The 17,395-nt window shown below is 64.5% G+C and carries 15 protein-coding genes; 13 read left to right on the top strand and 2 right to left on the bottom strand.

The features are described from left to right. Positions 1 to 3 precede the first annotated feature (3 nt). From murB to ACYQ4T_RS11690, 13 genes are all read left to right on the top strand, one after another. Positions 4 to 948: a UDP-N-acetylmuramate dehydrogenase gene (murB, locus tag ACYQ4T_RS11750; protein WP_459854066.1), complete on the top strand. Its 945-nt coding sequence runs from the start codon at positions 4 to 6 to the stop codon at positions 946 to 948. After that, positions 945 to 1,874, top strand: coding sequence for a D-alanine--D-alanine ligase (locus ACYQ4T_RS11745; RefSeq protein WP_459854063.1), 930 nt, complete (start codon positions 945 to 947; stop codon positions 1,872 to 1,874). Before murB ends, ACYQ4T_RS11745 begins: the two co-directional genes overlap by 4 nt. Next, complete coding sequence (locus tag ACYQ4T_RS11740) at positions 1,862 to 2,764, top strand: cell division protein FtsQ/DivIB (RefSeq protein ID WP_459854060.1); 903 nt, start codon at positions 1,862 to 1,864, stop codon at positions 2,762 to 2,764. Before ACYQ4T_RS11745 ends, ACYQ4T_RS11740 begins: the two co-directional genes overlap by 13 nt. A gap of 49 nt (positions 2,765 to 2,813) precedes the next feature. After that, a complete protein-coding gene (gene ftsA / locus ACYQ4T_RS11735; RefSeq protein ID WP_459854057.1) occupies positions 2,814 to 4,070 on the top strand; it encodes a cell division protein FtsA in 1,257 nt (418 codons plus the stop codon). A 33-nt stretch (positions 4,071 to 4,103) separates the two neighbouring features. Beyond that, positions 4,104 to 5,807: a cell division protein FtsZ gene (gene ftsZ / locus ACYQ4T_RS11730; protein WP_459854054.1), complete on the top strand. Its 1,704-nt coding sequence runs from the start codon at positions 4,104 to 4,106 to the stop codon at positions 5,805 to 5,807. 226 nt (positions 5,808 to 6,033) lie between these two features. After that, positions 6,034 to 7,518: an ABC transporter substrate-binding protein gene (locus ACYQ4T_RS11725; RefSeq protein ID WP_459854051.1), complete on the top strand. Its 1,485-nt coding sequence runs from the start codon at positions 6,034 to 6,036 to the stop codon at positions 7,516 to 7,518. A 9-nt stretch (positions 7,519 to 7,527) separates the two neighbouring features. Beyond that, positions 7,528 to 8,682: a carbohydrate ABC transporter permease gene (locus tag ACYQ4T_RS11720; RefSeq protein WP_459854049.1), complete on the top strand. Its 1,155-nt coding sequence runs from the start codon at positions 7,528 to 7,530 to the stop codon at positions 8,680 to 8,682. Beyond that, positions 8,679 to 9,863, top strand: coding sequence for a carbohydrate ABC transporter permease (locus ACYQ4T_RS11715; RefSeq protein ID WP_459854047.1), 1,185 nt, complete (start codon positions 8,679 to 8,681; stop codon positions 9,861 to 9,863). The genes ACYQ4T_RS11720 and ACYQ4T_RS11715 overlap by 4 nt, the downstream gene beginning before the upstream one ends. 3 nt (positions 9,864 to 9,866) lie before the next feature. Continuing rightward, positions 9,867 to 10,937 carry an ABC transporter ATP-binding protein gene (locus tag ACYQ4T_RS11710; protein WP_459854045.1) on the top strand — a complete coding sequence of 357 codons (1,071 nt, stop codon included), beginning with the start codon at positions 9,867 to 9,869 and terminating at the stop codon, positions 10,935 to 10,937. Between the two features lie 108 nt (positions 10,938 to 11,045). Then, a complete protein-coding gene (locus tag ACYQ4T_RS11705) occupies positions 11,046 to 12,032 on the top strand; it encodes a carbohydrate ABC transporter permease (protein ID WP_459854042.1) in 987 nt (328 codons plus the stop codon). 535 nt (positions 12,033 to 12,567) lie between these two features. Then, on the top strand, positions 12,568 to 13,029 hold the full coding sequence (locus ACYQ4T_RS11700; protein WP_459854040.1) for a (2Fe-2S)-binding protein: 462 nt from the start codon (positions 12,568 to 12,570) through the stop codon (positions 13,027 to 13,029). A 1-nt stretch (position 13,030) separates the two neighbouring features. Beyond that, positions 13,031 to 15,283: a xanthine dehydrogenase family protein molybdopterin-binding subunit gene (locus ACYQ4T_RS11695; RefSeq protein ID WP_459854038.1), complete on the top strand. Its 2,253-nt coding sequence runs from the start codon at positions 13,031 to 13,033 to the stop codon at positions 15,281 to 15,283. 8 nt (positions 15,284 to 15,291) lie between these two features. Then, positions 15,292 to 15,921: a hypothetical protein gene (locus ACYQ4T_RS11690; protein ID WP_459854036.1), complete on the top strand. Its 630-nt coding sequence runs from the start codon at positions 15,292 to 15,294 to the stop codon at positions 15,919 to 15,921. 142 nt (positions 15,922 to 16,063) lie between these two features. Here ACYQ4T_RS11690 and ACYQ4T_RS11685 read toward each other — a convergent pair whose 3' ends face one another. Both ACYQ4T_RS11685 and ACYQ4T_RS11680 read right to left on the bottom strand, forming a co-directional pair. Continuing rightward, entirely contained in the window at positions 16,064 to 16,525 is a 462-nt protein-coding gene (locus ACYQ4T_RS11685; protein ID WP_459854034.1) for a hypothetical protein, read from the bottom strand. Between the two features lie 63 nt (positions 16,526 to 16,588). Continuing rightward, positions 16,589 to 17,326 (bottom strand): SDR family NAD(P)-dependent oxidoreductase, encoded by a 738-nt coding sequence (locus tag ACYQ4T_RS11680; protein ID WP_459854032.1) that lies wholly within the window; start codon positions 17,324 to 17,326, stop codon positions 16,589 to 16,591. Positions 17,327 to 17,395: the final 69 nt, after the last annotated feature.

Genomic DNA, 17,395 nt, shown 5'->3' with positions numbered 1-17,395 from the left:
CTGATGACACAGCAACGCCCGCTCATCGAACGCCTGCCGCAAGTCCGGGGTCGCCTGACCGCCGGCGCCAGCCTTGCCAACGTGACCTGGTTCCGGGTCGGCGGCGCCGCGGAAGTCTTGTTCAAGCCGGCCGACCTCATGGACCTGCAGGGCTTTCTCGCGCGCAAGCCCGACGGCGTGCCGGTGACCGTGCTCGGCGTCGGCTCCAACCTGCTGGTGCGCGACGGCGGCATTCCCGGCGTGGTGATCCGCTTGGGGCGCGCCTTCGCCGAAGTGCGCGCGACCGACACCGCGATCACCGCGGGCGCCTCGGCGCTCGATCTCAACGTCGCGCTGGCGGCGCGGGATGCCGGCATCGCCGGCCTCGAATTCCTCTCCGGCGTGCCCGGCCTTATCGGCGGGGCGCTGCGGATGAATGCCGGCGCCTATGGCAGCGACATGGCGACGGTGGTGACCGCGGCGACGGCGCTGGACAGCCATGGCCGGCTGCACAAGCTCTCGAAGGAGGAACTCGGCTTCACCTATCGGCACTGTGCGGTCGATCCCGACTGGATCTTCATCGGCGCCGAGCTGCAAGGCCATGCCGACAGCCCGCAGGCGATCCAGGCCCGCATCACCGAGATCCAGAATGCGCGGGCCGAGAGCCAGCCGATCCGGTCGCGCACCGGCGGCAGCACCTTCACCAACCCGCCGCATCGCAAGGCCTGGGAGCTGATCGATGCCGCCGGCTGCCGCGGCTTGACGCTCGGCGGCGCACAGGTCTCGGAGAAGCACTGCAACTTCCTGATCAACACCGGCACCGCCACCGCCGCCGATCTGGAAGGCCTGGGGGAAGAGGTGCGCCGGCGCGTGAAGGCGCAGTCCGGCGTCGAGCTCCACTGGGAAATCAAGCGCATCGGCGTGCCGGGGGATTCAGCCCTGCGCGTCAAGCCAGAGAGTGAAGCATGAAGCGCGTTTCGGTCCTGATGGGCGGCTATTCGAAGGAGCGGGAAGTCTCGCTCGCTTCCGGCGTCAACTGCGCCACCGCGCTGAAGGAGGCGGGCTATCACGTCGAGACCCTGGATGTGCATGGCGACATCCGGACCGTGATCGACCGCCTGCTGGCACAGAAGCCGGACGTGGTGTTCAACGCGCTGCATGGCCGCTTCGGCGAGGACGGCAACTTCCAGGGCCTGCTCAATCTCCTGAAGCTGCCCTATACCCATTCCGGCGTGATGGCCTCGGCCATGGCAATGGACAAGCCGGTCGCCAAGCGCATCTTCGCGGCGAACGGCGTGCGCTGCCCCGAAGGCATCCAGCTGACCAAGGCGGAGATCCTGAAAGGCGATCCGCTGCCGCGCCCCTACGTGGTGAAGCCGTCGAACGAGGGCTCCAGCGTCGGCGTCTACATCATCAAGCCGGGCGACAATGCCAATCCCTTCGCCGGCATCGACTGGCCGTTCGGCGATCATGTGCTCTGCGAGCGCTACATCCCGGGCCGCGAATTGACCGTCGGCGTCATGGGCGACAAGGCCATGGCGGTGACCGAGCTCCGGCCGAAGTCCGGCTTCTACGACTACAAGAACAAATACACGGATGGGATGACGGAACATCTCTGCCCGGCGCCGCTGCCGAAGCACGTCTATGACGCGGCGATGCAGATGGCGCAGACCGCTTATCGCTCGCTCGGCTGCCGCGGCGTCGCCCGCGCCGATTTCCGCTTCGACGACAGCAAGCCGAACGGCCACGCCATCGAGGGCCTCTATCTGCTCGAAATCAACACCCAGCCCGGCATGACCGCGCTGAGCCTGGTTCCGGAACAAGCCCGCCATCTCGGGATCTCCTACCCCGAGCTGGTGAGCTGGATGGTGGAGCACGCCGCATGGGACGAGTGAAGGCGATCGACGTTTCGCCGAAATCCAGCCCGCGCTTCGGGCCTACCGCGTCGCGCGCACCGAAGAAGGACGAACTGCGCCCGCACGTGCACGGTGCAAGCACCCGGCGCTTCATGCGCTGGGCGGCGGTGACCATCGGCACCCTGGCGGTGGCGGCGCCGGTCTACTGGGCGATCTCCAGCGGCTGGATCACCGCGACGATCGAGGCCACGCATGCGGGCATCCTGAAGACGACGGCCGCCTCCGGTTTTGCGCTGCGCGAGGTCAGGGTCGAGGGCCGCGGCGAGACGGCGGTCGCCGACATCCTCGCCGCCGTACAGGCCAATCGCGGCGATCCCATCCTCGGCATCGACATCGATGCCGTCCGCCAGCGGCTGGAAGACCTGCCCTGGATCGAGACCGCCAGCGTCGAGCGGCGCTTTCCGGACCAGCTCATCGTCCAGGTCGCCGAGGCCGCGCCGATGGCGCTCTGGCAGCGCAGCCAGAAACTCTATCTGGTCAGCCGCGACGGCGCGGTGATCGAGACCGCCAATCTCGGCAAATACGCCAAGCTGCTGATCATCGTCGGCGAGGATGCGCCGAAGAAGGCCCAGGACCTGTTCGACATCCTGGCGCAGGAGCCTGAATTGAGGACGCATGTGACCGCCGCCGTGCTGGTCGGCAAGCGGCGTTGGAACATCCGCATGGACAACGACGTCGATGTGAAGCTGCCCGAGGACGGCGCGCTCGAGGCCTGGCGGCATTTCGCCGACCTCAACCGCCAGGACAACCTGCTGGACAAGGATGTGAGCGTGGTCGATCTGCGGCAGCCGGACCGCGTCGTCGTCCGGCAGGGTCATCCGCAGCCGGCGGCCGATCCGGCGACACCGGCCAAGAGCAACGAGACTTGATTTCGGGGATGCAAATGGAACGCGACTTAAGGGTTTCGGGGGATCAGCGATGAAGAAGCCGCGGATTGTGACCAAGAACGGGCTGATCGCCGCCGTCGATGTCGGCTCCAGCAAGATCTGCTGCTTCATCGCCCGCCTGGCCGATGACGGCAAGCCCAACGTGGTCGGCATCGGCCACCAGATCTCGCGCGGCGTGCGCCAGGGCGCGATCATCGACATGGAACAAGCCGAGATGGCGGTGCTCTCCACCGTCCATGCCGCCGAGCAGATGGCGCAGGAAACGATCACCGACGTGGTCATCAACCTTTCCGGCGGCTATCCCGCCTCGCAGACCATCGGCGTCGAGGTGCCGCTTTCGGGCCGCGAGATCGGCGACCACGACCTGCAGCGGGTCCTGATGCAGGGCGCCCAGATCAACGGCGGCGTCGAGCGGCGCCTGATCCACTCGATTCCGGTCGGCTACACCATCGACGGCTCGCGCGGCATCCGCGACCCGCGCGGCATGTTCGGCGACCGGCTCGGCGTGGACATGCATGTCGTCACCGCGGCGGCCGGCGCGGTCCGGAATCTGACCAATTGCGTGACCCGCTGCCATCTCGAGATCAAGGCGCTGGTGGTCTCGCCCTATGCCTCCGGTCTCGCCACCCTGGTCGAGGACGAGATGGATCTCGGCGTCACCGTGATCGACATGGGCGCCGCCACCACCTCGATCGCCGTCTTCTTCGACGGCCACGTCGTCTACACCGACTCGATCGCCATCGGCGGCTCCCATGTCACCAACGACATCGCGCGCGGCCTCTCGACCCCGCTCGCCCATGCCGAGCGGATGAAGACGCTCTATGGGAATTGCCTCGCCACCCCGGCGGACGAGCGCGAGATCATCCAGGTTCCCCAGGTCGGCGAGGAGGAGGCGGGCATCACCAACCCGATCCCGCGCTCGATCCTGATCGGCATCGTGCAGCCGCGGCTCGAAGAGACCTTCGAACTGGTGCGCGGCCGACTCGAAGCTTCCGGTTTCGACAAGATCGCCGGCCGTCGCGTCGTCTTGACCGGCGGCGGCAGTCAGCTCGGCGGCGTCAGGGAGCTTGCCGCTCTCGTTCTCGACAAGCAGGTCCGCATGGGCCGTCCGATTCGCATCCATGGTCTGGCCGATTCGACCGGCGGCCCGGCCTTCGCGACCGCTGCCGGTCTCTTGAACTACGCACTGCAAGCAGAGCCTGAAAGCCTGAAACCAAGCCGTTCCCAGCACGAATCTGCGTCCGGACTCTTCGGACGGTTTGGTTCTTGGTTGAAAGAAAACTTCTGATCATCGACCATCAAAACTCTTAGGAGGCACTCAATGGCACTCAATCTCTCGATTCCGTCGGATCCGTTCGACATCCGGCCCCGCATCACCGTGATCGGCGTCGGTGGCGCCGGCGGCAATGCGGTCAACAACATGATCCGCGCCCAGCTCGAAGGCGTGGAGTTCCTGATCGCCAACACCGACGCACAGGCGCTGCAAGGCAGCATGTGCGAGCGGCGCATCCAGCTCGGCTCCAGCACGACCAAGGGCCTGGGCGCCGGCGCGCGTCCGGATGTCGGTCGCGTCGCGGCCGAAGAGGCGGTCCGCGAGATCGCCGACCAGCTGGCCGGCTCCAACATGGCCTTCATCACCGCCGGCATGGGCGGCGGCACCGGCACCGGTGCGGCTCCCGTCGTGGCGCAGATCGCCCGGGAGCAGGGGATTCTCACCGTCGGCGTGGTCACGAAACCCTTTCACTTCGAGGGTGCGCACCGCATGCGCCTGGCCGAGTCGGGCATCCAGGAGCTGCAGCAATACGTCGATACCCTGATCATCATCCCGAACCAGAACCTGTTCCGGGTCGCCAACGAGAAGACGACTTTTGCCGACGCCTTCAAGATGGCCGACGAAGTCCTCTACTCGGGCGTTCGCGGCGTGACCGACCTCATGGTCATGCCGGGCCTGATCAATCTCGACTTCGCCGACATCCGCGCGGTGATGGGCGAGATGGGCAAGGCGATGATGGGCACCGGCGAGGCGACCGGCGAGAATCGCGCGATCGCCGCCGCCGAGGCCGCGATCTCCAATCCGCTGCTGGATGAAGTCTCGATGAAGGGCGCCCGCGGCGTGCTCATCAACATCACCGGCGGCATGGACATGACCCTGTTCGAGGTCGATGAGGCCGCGAACCGGATCCGCGACGAGGTCGATCCCGAAGCCAACATCATCTTCGGCTCGACCTTCGACCAGTCGCTCGACGGCAAGATCCGCATCTCGGTCGTCGCCACCGGCATCGAGGCGGTCGCCCAGCAGCAGCGCCCGACCCAGACCGGCGGCGTCAACCTGAGCGTCATCTCCAGCAACCCGGCGCCGATGCCGGCGGCCTACACCGCGCCGACCATCGCGTCGGTGACGGAAGACCGCGGCATCGCGCGCATGGAAGCGACGCCCGCGCCGATGCCGAGCTACCAGCCGGCGCCGATCGTGGCGCAGAGTCCCGCCGCTCCGATCGTCGCCCAGGCCGCGACGCCGCGTCCGATGATGGCGCCGCAACCGACCATGACCACGTCCAGCATCGGTGCGACCGCGCTCCAGGCCCAGCCGGCGCGCCCGCCGCAGGTGAAGGACGAGATGGCGCATCTGCAGCGGGCGACCACGGTCGCGCGGCCGGCCGAACGTCCGATCGACGACCGCCCGTTCATCGCCCCGCAGGCGATGGAAGCCGGTCGCGGCCAGGCCCAGCATGGTGAGCCCGCCCGGCGCAGCGCGAGCCTGTTCGAGAAGATGACCTCGCGCCTCACCGGTCAGCCACTGCCGGCGCAACCGGCGGGCCAGCCGCCGCGGGCCCAGGCTCCGGCGCAGGCGCCGGCCCAGGCGCCGCGGGTCCAGATGCGTGAGCCGCAGCGCGTCGAGCCGCGGGTCGAAGCGCCGGCGGCCCAGCCGATGCTGAACCTCGACCCGAGCGACCGCATTGCGGCGCCGCGGGCCGAGGAGGATCTGCTGGACATCCCGGCCTTCCTGCGCCGGCAAGCGAACTAACGGTCGTTCGACCGCTCTACCCCGGGGGTCTCAGGACCCCCGGGCCTAGGTGCCTCCTTAAACTCGCCCGGCCTGCGGTGATCGCATGCCGGGCGTTTTTTTCGCCAAAAAAAACCGAGACGCGCCTGACGATGGTCTACTGGCGTTTCGGCGCAGACGCACGGTAGAATCCGGCGGTTCCGGTGCCGCAAAGCGGGCCGGCAAGAAAAGAAGGGGAGGAAAGTAAATGTCATCATACAAGGTGTCTGTGTGCGCGCTTTCCGTCGCCGTCGCTCTCGGCGCTTTTTCGGGCGGCTCGACGGCCGGCGAGTTCGATGGGGTTACGGTCAACATTCTTACCCGGCCGGGATATGTCATCGCCGGGCGCCTCGCTGAGCGCGGCAAGGAGTTCGAAGCCGCGACGGGAGCCAAGATCGTCGTTACGGAAGTGCCGTTCGCCGAGATTTTCCCGAAGATCCAGAATGACTGGTCGACGGGCACGAACGCGATCGACGTCGGCGTGTTTGCCGCCGGCTGGGGCGTGGAGTTGGATTCTGCGGGGCTGCTCGAGGACCTGACGCCCTACGTGGAGAAAGACACGAAGCTCGACACCAATGACATCGCCCCCTACTTCCGGGACTTCGGCCAGAAGATCGGCGGCAAGACCAAGCTGCTGATGGTCGATGGCGACTTCCAGATGGTCTACTACCGCAAGGATGTGCTGGAGAAGGCCGGCCTGCAGCCGCCGAAGACCTGGGACGACTATCTCGCGGTGGCGTCCAAGATCCATGGCCAGGACATGAATGGCGACGGCACCCCGGATTACGGCTCTTGCATCTTCAAAAAGCGCAACGCGCAATCTTACTTCGCCATCCAGACGGTCGCCGCGTCCTATGTGCAGACCCAGGGCACGGCCCAGGGCTTCCACTTCGATGCCGCGACGATGAAGCCGATCGTGAACAACGAAGCCTGGAAGAAGGCCTTCGAGGTCTACAAGGAGACCGGCAAGTACGGCCCGCCGGAAGAGCTCAACATGGACATCGGCGACACCCGCGGCCTGTTCAAGGCCGGCCGCTGCGGCCTGCTGATCGAGTGGGGTGATCCCGGCACGCTGCAGCTCGACCCGGATGCCGCCAAGGTCAAGGGCCTGATCTTCGCCGTCGGCGCTGTCGGCTCCAAGGAGGTGCTCGACCGCGCCACCGGCAAGCTCGTGCCGGTGACCAAGGAAAGCGCGCCCTATGCCGTCGATGGCATCAACTATGCGCCCTTCGCCGCCTTCGGCGGTTGGGCCGGCGCGATCAATGCCAAGATCGACCAGAAGAAGAAGGACGCGGCCTATGCCTTCCTCTCCTACATGAACCAGGCGGCCCAATCGAACGTCGACGTGACGATCGGCGCCACCGGCTACAACCCCTATCGGAACTCGCAGCTCGCCAGCACCGATCTCTGGGTCAAGGCCGGCATGCCGAAGGACCTGGCGGAAAACTACCTGGGCGCCATCAACGGCGCCCTGAACAACCCCAACATGGCTTCCGACATGAAGATCCCGGGTGCGCAGAAGTACACCGGGGTCATTCTTGACACCGAGCTCGCCCGCTATCTCGCCGGCGAGATCACGGTGGACGAGGCCCTCAAGAACATCGAGGCTGGCTGGGAGGAAGTGACCGAGGATTTCGGCCGCGACAGCCAGATCAAGGCGCAGGCCTTGGCGCTCGGCACGCCCGGCAACTAAGCCCGTTCGATGCCGAATGCCGGCGCAGATGTCCGGCCGGGGGGCACCCCGGCCGGCATCCTTCAGCGTGAGAACTGGGGCGAGTGGCTCGACCGCCACTCGCGCACTTTTTTCATCGCGCCGGCGGTGGTGCTCATCCTGATCTTCGCGATCTTCCCGACCTTCTACTCGATCGTCTTCGCCCTGAGCCGCGTCCGGTTCACCGGCGAGGGCTTGAAGTTCCGGCTGGTCTGGTTCCAGAACTTCGCCAAGCAGTTCTTCGGCAACGACCAGGTGCATTTCCTCGGCAAGATCGGCGCCATGAGCTGGCTTGGCACGCTCTTCCTGGCGGCCGTTGTCGCCGCCGTCGCCTGGTGGCTCTATCGCTCCACCCGCAACACCAACTGGTTCGGCATGATCGGCCGCTTCATCTCCGCCGCCATGGCCGTCTTCGTCGCCTGGATCGCCGCCGCCACGCTCTTCTCCGGCAACCCGATCGGCACCCTGCTCACGACACTTTTCTATGTCTTTGTCGGTTGCGCCCTGCAATTCGTGATCGGCACCGGCTTGGCGTTCCTGTGCTCGCAGCCGATCTCCGGCAAGAACTTCTTCCGCGTGATCTTCTTCATTCCCTTGATGATCACCCCCTTGGGCGTGGGCTACGCCATGAAAATGGTCGCCGACATCACGAAGGGGCCGTTCCAGCCGCTGTTCGGCGCGGCCACCGTGGACGCCTGGGTCTGGTCGGCCGATCCCTGGGCGGCGCGCATCGTGATGATGATCTGCGACTCATGGCAATGGATTCCCTTCATCTTCATCACCATGCTGGCCGCCCTCGAGAACGTGCCCAGGGATCATGTCGAGGCGGCGCAGGTGGACGGCGCGTCAGGCGTCGAGATCTTCAAGGAGATCGTCTGGCCGCAGATCGTCCCCGTCGCCGTGACGGTCCTCCTGATCCGCATGATCGAGGCCTTCAAGATCGTCGATCTCCCGAACATCATGACCGGCGGCGGACCGGGATCCTCCACCGAATCGATGACGCTCCATTCCATGTACATCTGGCGGGCCAATGACGTCGGCACATCGGCGGCGGTGGCTTATCTGCTGCTGCTTCTGACCGTCGTGACCTGCGCCTCGTTCTTCAACTACGTGGTGCTTGGCCAGTTGCGAAGGGCCCGCGCATGAGCAAGGCAAGCTTGCGCTTTGACAAGGCGGACCGCAGCCTGATGCAGCGCCTGTTCGAGCCGCCCGCAGTCGGCAGGATGTCGCCGGTCGCAAGCGTGGTGGCCCACGCATTGCTGGCCATCTGGTCGATCGTCGTGCTGTTCCCGATCTACTGGGTCGTCATCACGTCCTTCAAGGATGCTGCGGCGGTGAACCAGGGGCCCTTCTATGTGCCGTTCCTGGACTTCGAGCCGACGCTCGACGCCTGGCGGGTCCAGTTCACCAGCGACCCGTACTGCGACGCGCCGTCCGTCCTCCGGCAGATCGGCTTGCTGGCTTACAACTCCTTCGCCTTCGTCATCTCTCCCTTCGTGACGCTGCAGCCGATGGAGCCGCAGATCTGCAAGATCTTTCTGGCGTTCACGAACTCGATCGTGGTCTCGATCGCGGCGACCGCCATCTGCGTCGCGGTCGGCGCCATGGCGGCTTATGCGCTGGCCCGTATCCAGTACCGGCCGAAGATCGGCAACATCGCGATCTTCGTCGGGCTCATTGTTCTGGTCATCATAGCCACCAGCTATGCCGGCGTGCCGTGGTGGCTGGCCTCATCCGTGGCGCTGGCCCTCTTCGTCTTTCTGGCGCGCTCGCTCGGAAAGCGCTTCGTGATCAGCCTCGGCAACGGCGATATCCTGTTCTGGATCATTTCCCAGCGCATCCTGCCGCCGATCGTGGTCGTCATTCCGATCTACATCATGTTCCAGGAAGTCAGGCTGCTCGACACGCATCTGGCGCTCATCCTGATGTATACGGTGGCGAACCTGCCGATCGTCGTCTGGCTGATGCGCGACTTCTTCGTCAGCCTGCCGATCGAGCTCGAGGAGTCGGCGCAGCTCGACGGCGCCTCGCGCTTCCGGATCTTCTGGGAGGTCGTGCTGCCGCTGACGCGGCCTGGGCTCGCGGCGACGACGCTGCTCACGCTCATCCTGAACTGGAACGAGTATCTGTTCGCGGTTTTCCTGGCCTATGCCAAGGTGCAGACCATGCCGATCATGGTGGCGGCGAAGAACGCGGGCGAGAAGGGCGTGCTGTGGTGGGAGATGAGCGCGGTCATCGTGATCATGATCATTCCCGTGATCCTGATGGCGATCCTGCTGACGCGGTTCATTTCGAGGGGCGTCCTGATGGGCGCGGTGAAGGGGTAAGGTATGCCGGCTGGCAGCCCGAAGGTTCCGGTCAAGTTCGACAAGGTCCAAAAGTATTTTGGTCCGGTGAAGGTGCTCGAGCAATTCGACCTCGACGTGGCACCGGGCGAGTTCCTGGTGCTGCTCGGCGCGTCCGGCTCCGGCAAGACGACGGCGCTGCGCATCCTGTCGGGGCTGGAGACCGCCACGGCGGGCCGGGTCTTCATCGGCGAGCGCGACGTCACCGACATCCTGCCGAAGTACCGCGACATCTCCATGGTTTTCCAATCCTACGCGCTCTATCCGCACAAGACGGTCGCCGAGAATATCGGCTTTCCGCTCAAGGTGCGGCGGGTATCGAAGGCGGAAATGGACGGCGCGATTCGCGAGGCGGCATCGCAGGTGCATCTCGGCGACCTGCTCGATCGCTACCCGCGCGAGCTTTCCGGCGGCCAGCGGCAGCGCGTCGCGCTGGCGCGCGCCATCATCCGGCGGCCCTCGGTCTTTCTCATGGACGAGCCGCTGTCGAACCTCGATGCCAAGCTCCGCGGCTACATGCGTGCCGAGCTCAAGCACATGCAGCAGTCGCTCGGCATCACCACCATCTATGTGACGCATGATCAGATCGAGGCCATGACGCTGGCCCACCGGGTGGCAATCCTCGACAAGGGCGTGCTTCAGCAGTTGGCGACGCCGGCGGAGATCTACAACGATCCGGCCAATCTCTTCGTCGCGCAGTTCATCGGCTCCCCGCCGATGAACATCGTGCACGGCAGCCTCGAGGGCAGTCATTTCCTGACCGGCGGCGCCAGGATCGAATCACCGGTTTCCGCGCGCATGGACAAGGCGATTCTGGGCGTGCGGCCGGAAGATTGCGCGGTGGTTGCTCCTGAGGCCGGCGCCCTGAAGGGCACCATCTACACCACCGAATTGATCGGCGACCACACGCTGGTGACGGTCGAGATCGGCGCTGACAAGCTCACGGTGAAGGCGTCGAAGGACATCGGCGGCAGCCAGGGCGACACCGTCGGCGTGTCCCTGCGGCGCGAGCACCTGTACGTTTTCGACGCGACCACCGGCCAGCGGATCCGCTGACCATGAAAGCCGGCGAAGAGGAAGCAGCACATCTTCCAGGTACTCAAGTTCGGGATTGCGAGATCGAGGCATGGTTCTCAACGGCCTGCGGGGCGGACTGTGAGACCGTTGGCCCAGGTCGTAACCTACGCTTTGCTGGTGGTATGGTCGATTGTCTGCCTGCTCCCGCTCTACTGGGTCGCCATCACATCGATTAAGAGCATCGAGGATATTGACCAGCCGCCGGGCTATCTGCCCTTCGTCGACTTCGTACCTTCGCTCGACGCATGGCGATTCATCCTCTTTGAGCATAACGAGAACCTCGTCTCGCGCTTCGTGAATTCTGCACTCATCGGCAGCATCGCGACGACATTGACGATCGCTGTGAGCGGCATGGCCATCTACGGATTGACGCGATTTCGTTCCACCATGCGGTGGTCGAGTCTTGTCGGCCCTTTGTTTCTATTCGGGCTTGTCCCTGTGGTTGCTTCCGCTTCGGGCGCTGTTTCCATCGCAGCGCTGCTGGCCCTTGCCGGCGTTGCGGTCGCCTTTGTGCTTCGCCGGCGGGGGCCGGTCATTTCGGTGGCGGGGGCCGCATCCCTGATGCTGGCGACCCGCGTGCTTCCGCCCGTCGTGCTGGTGTTGCCGCTCTATGTCCTGGCGCAGGCAACGGGAATGCGCGACACGCTGGTGTTCATGATCTTGGTTTACACGGCCATCAATATCCCGGTGGCCACATGGCTTCTCCTGCCGGTACTGGGGTCTGCGGCAACAGAGCAGGAAGAAGCGGCACAACTCGACGGCGCTTCGCAGCTAAGTATATTCTTCACAATACTGCTGCCCATGGTACGCGCGAGTATGGTCGCGACCGGCATGATCGTATTCTTGTTGTGTTGGAACGAATATCTCTTTGCTGCTTACCTCACGGCGGACAACGCACTTACCCTGCCGCCGTGGGCCGTCGGTCAGCTCTCGATGAAGGAGGCTCAGGTCGGCGGCGGGGCGGAGGAATGGGCCCATCTTTCGGCGGCCACGATTGTCATGATGTTACCGGCCCTTGTGTTTGCAGCTTTCGCTCTGAAGCCCTTTGGCCGGACCGTGTCGGGCAGAGGGTGACTGGAAGTCTGGATGAGGGACTTCACCGGTCCCCGGGCGACCGGCGATCCACCTCACGGTGGGCAGTCTTAGGCACAGAGCCAACGGACCGCCACATATGGACAATGAGGCTTCCGCAGGGGAAAGATCGCAAGCCGACCCATTCGGCGCTACGGCATTGAATCCGTCATAGAAAATCGGCCGATGCCCGCAAGTCGTCGAAAGCGGGCGTGCTGTCGCGCGCTTGCAATGGCGCGGGCCCGACCCGTGGCGATGCGGCAACAGTTGACGCGCGGGACGATGGCCGAAATAATTCCGGCCGGGACGTCATTCGATCTCTCTGCACTGCAGCTCTCTCGCCGTCCCGCCTCGACGCACGTTCTGGCTTAAGTCGCCCGGTTTGGCGTGCCGCTGTCCCGCACGCTTGCCGGTTCGTGAGAGCAGGATATCGCCGCCGCCGAGACGGCAGCGACGGCCAAAATTCTTTGACGTTCTTTCCTAAGCAGATCTCGTCAGTCCCTGCCACCAGCAATGCATACCAACGGGAGAGGTTCGCATGTTCGAGCTGACTGTCAATGGAACCAAGCATCAGGTGGACGTCGTCCCCGAGATGCCCTTGCTTTGGGTCTTGCGCGATGAGCTCGGCATCACCAGCGCGAAGTATGGCTGTGGGATAGCCCAATGCGGCGCCTGCACCGTGCAGGTTGATGGCATGGCTGTTCGCTCCTGCCAGGTCCGCATGGCCGATATCGGCGGCAAGGCGGTCACCACGATCGAGGCCGTCGGCGAGGGAAAGCTGCACCCGGTGCAGGAGGCCTGGATCGAGCACCAGGTGCCGCAATGCGGCTACTGTCAGATCGGCCAGATGATGCAGGCGATCTCGCTGCTCACGCTGATTCCCAATCCATCCGACGACGAGATCAACCAGGTCATGTCGGGCAATCTCTGCCGTTGCGGCACCTATGAACGGATTCGTGCCGCCATCCACACGGCTGCCGCGAAAATGGGAGGAGCGTGAGATGGGCGAGATATCGCGTTTTTCCCGCCGGAGCTTCGTGTTTGGCTCCGTCGCCGTTGCCGGCGGCGTCGCCTTCGGGTCATACGGCCGGGCGCAAGAGGCCGCCAAGGCCGCGGCCAATCCACTTGTCGCGGGCCTCGGCCCTCAATCCGTGACCTTCAATCCCTGGGTCGAGATCAGCCCCGACAGGATCATCCTCATCGCCCAGCACGCCGATAAGGGCCAGGGCGTCGGGTCGATCCAAACCATAATGATTGCCGAGGAGCTCGACCTCGAGCCCGGCCAGTTCGAGGTCCGCTTCGCGGGGCCGAGCCCCGCCTACTACAACAGCGGCTTCGCCCATGAGCTTGCGCCGTTCATGGCGCCGGACCAGAGCCCCGAAGCCGAGAAGGCGCGGGCCGCCGCGCTCGAATGGTTGAAGCAGTCCGGCCTGCAGATGACCGGGGGCTCCAGTGCGATCCCGGATACCTACGAAAAGCTGCGTGTGGCCGGGGCGGTGGCCCGGGAAACGCTGAAGGCGGCTGCGGCCCGGCGCAGCGGCACCGCCGTCGCGGATCTCCGCACCGAGGGCGGCAACGTGATCTTGCCGGATGGCACGAAGATTCCCTACACGGCGCTCTCTGCCGAGGCGTCGAAGATCCCGCCGGTGACCGATGTCACGCTGCGCGACCCGAAGCTGTGGCGGTTGATCGGCAAGCCGATGGAGCGACTCGACATCCGCCCGAAGGTCACCGGCGAGATGAAGTTCGGCATCGATCGGCGAATGGACGGCATGGTCTACGCCGCCGTCCAGCTCAACCCGAACAAGGGTCAGCCGGTCAAGTCCTTCGACGCGACCAAGGCGGAGTCGATGCCGGGGGTGCAGAAGGTCCTGAAGCTCTCGAATGGCATCGCGGTGATCGCGACCAACAGCTGGTATGCCATGAAGGCGGCCGAGCAGGTCGAATGCCAGTGGGAGCCATCCAAGTACCCGGCCGAGCAAGCCGAGCACTGGAAGGTCGTGGGCGAAACCTTCGATCCGAAGTTCCTCGGCAAGGAATGGCGCAACGACGGCAACGTCGAAGCCGCGCTGGAAGAGGGCACGCTGGTCGAGGCGGAGTATCGCGCACCCTATGTCGCCCATGCCCCGTTGGAGCCGCTCGGCGGCATCGGCATCGTCACCGACCAGGGCATGGAAATCTGGGTCGGGCATCAGTCGCCGCAGGCGGTTCAGCAGATCGCCGCCAAGGCAATCGGCATGAAGCCCGAGCAGGTGACCTTCCACAACGAATGGATGGGCGGGAGCTTCGGCCACCGGCTCGAGTTCGAGAACGTGCGCGTGCTGGCCGAGATCGCCAACCAGCTCAAGGGAACGCCGGTCAAGCTGATCTTCTCGCGCGAGCAGGACTTCCTCCAGGATATTCCGCGTCAGATCGCGATGGGCCGGTATCGGGGCAGCGTCAAGGACGGCAAGATCATCGCCGCCGATGCCCAGGTCGCGGCCACCACGCCTTTCAAGGGTTTGCTGGAAAGGATGGGCACGGTCTCGAAAGATCCCGACACCCAGTTGGCCGTCGGGATCTGGAATGTCTACTACGACATCCCGAACTACCGCTCGGCGAGCTATGAGGTGCAGGGGTTGTCGCCCTCCACCACCTGGCGCTCGGTCGGCGCCTCGGCGAACGGCTTCTTTACCGAGAGCTTCATCGACGAGTTGATCCATGCCGCGGGGCTCGATCCGCTGAAGGCACGCATCGAGCTCTGCAAGATCCCGATCTATCGCAAGCTTTTGGAGACGGTCGGCGAAATGGCGGACTGGAAGGGACCGCTGGGGAACGGCAAGGGCCGCGGCGTGGCCTTCGTCGAATCCTTCGGCACCGCGGTCGCGGAGGTCGTCGAGGTGACCATGACCGATTCCGGCATCAAGATCGACAAGGTCTGGGTGGCGGCCGATGTCGGCAAGATCGTGGATCCGGTCAACTTCGAGAACAATGTCCAGGGCTCGATCGTCTGGGGCCTCGGCCATGCGATGAACTGCGAGCTCACCTATGCCAATGGTGCCGTCCAGCAGACCAACTACAACCACCACGAAGGCATGCGCATGTACCAGTGCCCGGTGATCGAGGTGCGCGGGTTGGAGAACGACTACACGGTCAGGGGACTGGGCGAGCCGCCGGTACCGCCCGCGGCACCCGCCCTGGCCAATGCCATCTTCGCCGCGACCGGCAAGCGCATTCGCGAGATGCCGTTCAACAAATTCATCGACTTCGTGTGAGGGTGGCCATGCGCATCTCTCTGATCTGGCTGGCGATCGCCGCGCCGATCGTCGCGACCTTCGTTGGAATGGCACTGGCCGACGGCGACTCAAAGGACGCATTGCCGCCTGGCAGCGTCAGTCGCGCGGACGGCCTGGAGGCCTGGAAAAGAATCGAAGCCGTAGTGACGCATCCACGCTGTGCCAATTGCCATGTCGATGCCAACGCCGTGCCGATCTGGACGCCGGCCGGTGAGACTAAGAATCGGGTCCACGGCATGAACATCCATGGCGGGGAAAGCCGCATCGGCGCGGAATTGATCCCCTGCGCGACCTGTCACGTCACTTCGACCACGGCCAATGATCCGGCGCCGGCCCCGCCGCATGCCGGCATCGACTGGCAGCTGGCGCCGGTGGAATTCCTCTGGTTCGGCCAAAGCGGTGCCACGATCTGCGCCCAGCTGCGCGATCCCAAGCGGAACGGGGGCCGCGACGCCGAGGGCCTGATCGAGCATCTGCGGCACGATGCGTCGCTGAGCGGTTTCATCCCCCGGGCTTGGGCGCCGGGCGAGGGCCGCACGACACCACCCGGCACCTTCGAGGATCACGTCAGAGACATCGCGCTCTGGGGCGCCGCTGGGCAACCCTGTCCGGAGTGAGGAGGGTCGCAAAGAATCGGCGCCGGCGCATCGGATGCCGCCAGCGTCAGGATTTCAACGCGGGCTGAAACGGCCAATGCGTACCGTCTGTCTTGGCGCAAAGCAAACATTGCGGCGAGCGTGGGAGCTATCGACTGACGCTCTATTCATCAAAGTGGATATGAACATCCCGCCAAGATGAGAGATAGCCGGCATGGGTGAGGCCGGCTAGTAAGTACTGTCGAATGTCATCTTCGTCATAACCTACAGTTCGCAGGAATTTTTGGAAATAGTACCGAAACCCGTACACGCTAAGGCTGGAAATTCTGCCGGCGGGACCTGAATAAAAAGTTCCACTCATCCCGTCCGAATAATCGACCTTTGGCAAAACAGCCGGAACTTCGAACAGGATGCGCACGCTCTCCAAGTCTTGAGAGCCCATGATGGTGACGCGAATACCGGTGTTCTTCTCTATGGCCGGCGGACCGTCAAACTGGGGTAAAGGTAAACGCATCGAGGGCTCCAATTCTCTGGATGCTGCGAAGCTGCCGGCGCGACGCAGTGCTACGATCTGCCATCCCGGTAAGTGCTCGAAATTGAGCAGCTCCCGCGAGTCATCTTTCAAGATTCCTCGCGGTAAGTCTGATGCGGTCTTTCTTGTGCGACCGGCGACGCTTGGTTTCCCACGTCACAGCTTGACCAAACGCCCACCGTCCACGTTGAGCGTCGTTCCGGTGATGAACTTGGCGTCCTCCGAACCAAGAAAGGCGACCGCGGCGGCGATGTCTTGCGGTTGGCCCACGTCCCCCTCGTCGATCCTCTCGACTCCCGATTTGACATTCGGGTTGTCCCACAGCATGCGGGTGTCGATCGCGCCGGGCAGGATGGCGTTGCTCCGGATCCCCTTTGGCTTGCCCTCGATCGCAGCCGTGCGGGTCAGGGAGAGCATCGCCGCCTTGGCTGCGGCATAGGGCGCCGACAGGGCCTCTGTTTGCACGGCGTGGATGCTGGCGATGTTGACGATGGCGCCGCCCGGCTTCATCGTTCGGAAGGCGTATTTGGTAAAATAGAAAGCCCCCAGCAGATCAACGCCGAGAACGTTCATCCAGTCTTCCCCGGTGAGGTCCTCGATCTTCTTGAAGGATTCTATGGCGGCGTTGTTCACCACCAGATCCACGCGGGCGAAGCGGTCCATCGCGCCGTTGACGGTGGCGGCGACGTCAGCCTCGCTGGAGACGTCGCACGGGCAGAGCCAGACATCGGGTGCGCCTTCCGCCTTCGCTTGTTCCATGATCGCGGAGGCATTCTCTTGCGAACGGTCGGCCATGATGATGCGTGCGCCCTCGGATGCGAGCCGCTTTACGATGGCCGACCCAATTCCGCCGCTCGACCCGGTCACAATCGCTGTTTTGTTGTGAAAACGCATGTGCTGACCACTGCGGCTGTGGGCGTTTTGGCAGGCTCGGTCACCGGCTTTGTCGCGCGAGCCTGGCGT

Source organism: Dongia sp. agr-C8, from assembly GCF_054658695.1.
This window is presented reverse-complemented; position numbering and strand designations above follow the sequence as displayed.

What these genes read in the sequence shown, in the direction of transcription:
- ftsZ (WP_459854054.1), top strand. Translation starts at nt 4,104, where the DNA reads ATGGCACTCAATCTCTCGATTCCGTCGGATCCGTTCGACATCCGGCCC.
- ACYQ4T_RS11710 (WP_459854045.1), top strand. Translation starts at nt 9,867, where the DNA reads ATGCCGGCTGGCAGCCCGAAGGTTCCGGTCAAGTTCGACAAGGTCCAA.
- ACYQ4T_RS11720 (WP_459854049.1), top strand. Translation starts at nt 7,528, where the DNA reads ATGCCGAATGCCGGCGCAGATGTCCGGCCGGGGGGCACCCCGGCCGGC.
- ACYQ4T_RS11715 (WP_459854047.1), top strand. Translation starts at nt 8,679, where the DNA reads ATGAGCAAGGCAAGCTTGCGCTTTGACAAGGCGGACCGCAGCCTGATG.
- ACYQ4T_RS11700 (WP_459854040.1), top strand. Translation starts at nt 12,568, where the DNA reads ATGTTCGAGCTGACTGTCAATGGAACCAAGCATCAGGTGGACGTCGTC.
- ACYQ4T_RS11745 (WP_459854063.1), top strand. Translation starts at nt 945, where the DNA reads ATGAAGCGCGTTTCGGTCCTGATGGGCGGCTATTCGAAGGAGCGGGAA.
- ACYQ4T_RS11695 (WP_459854038.1), top strand. Translation starts at nt 13,031, where the DNA reads ATGGGCGAGATATCGCGTTTTTCCCGCCGGAGCTTCGTGTTTGGCTCC.
- ACYQ4T_RS11680 (WP_459854032.1), bottom strand. Translation starts at nt 17,326, where the DNA reads ATGCGTTTTCACAACAAAACAGCGATTGTGACCGGGTCGAGCGGCGGA.
- ACYQ4T_RS11725 (WP_459854051.1), top strand. Translation starts at nt 6,034, where the DNA reads ATGTCATCATACAAGGTGTCTGTGTGCGCGCTTTCCGTCGCCGTCGCT.
- ACYQ4T_RS11740 (WP_459854060.1), top strand. Translation starts at nt 1,862, where the DNA reads ATGGGACGAGTGAAGGCGATCGACGTTTCGCCGAAATCCAGCCCGCGC.
- ftsA (WP_459854057.1), top strand. Translation starts at nt 2,814, where the DNA reads ATGAAGAAGCCGCGGATTGTGACCAAGAACGGGCTGATCGCCGCCGTC.
- ACYQ4T_RS11690 (WP_459854036.1), top strand. Translation starts at nt 15,292, where the DNA reads ATGCGCATCTCTCTGATCTGGCTGGCGATCGCCGCGCCGATCGTCGCG.
- murB (WP_459854066.1), top strand. Translation starts at nt 4, where the DNA reads ATGACACAGCAACGCCCGCTCATCGAACGCCTGCCGCAAGTCCGGGGT.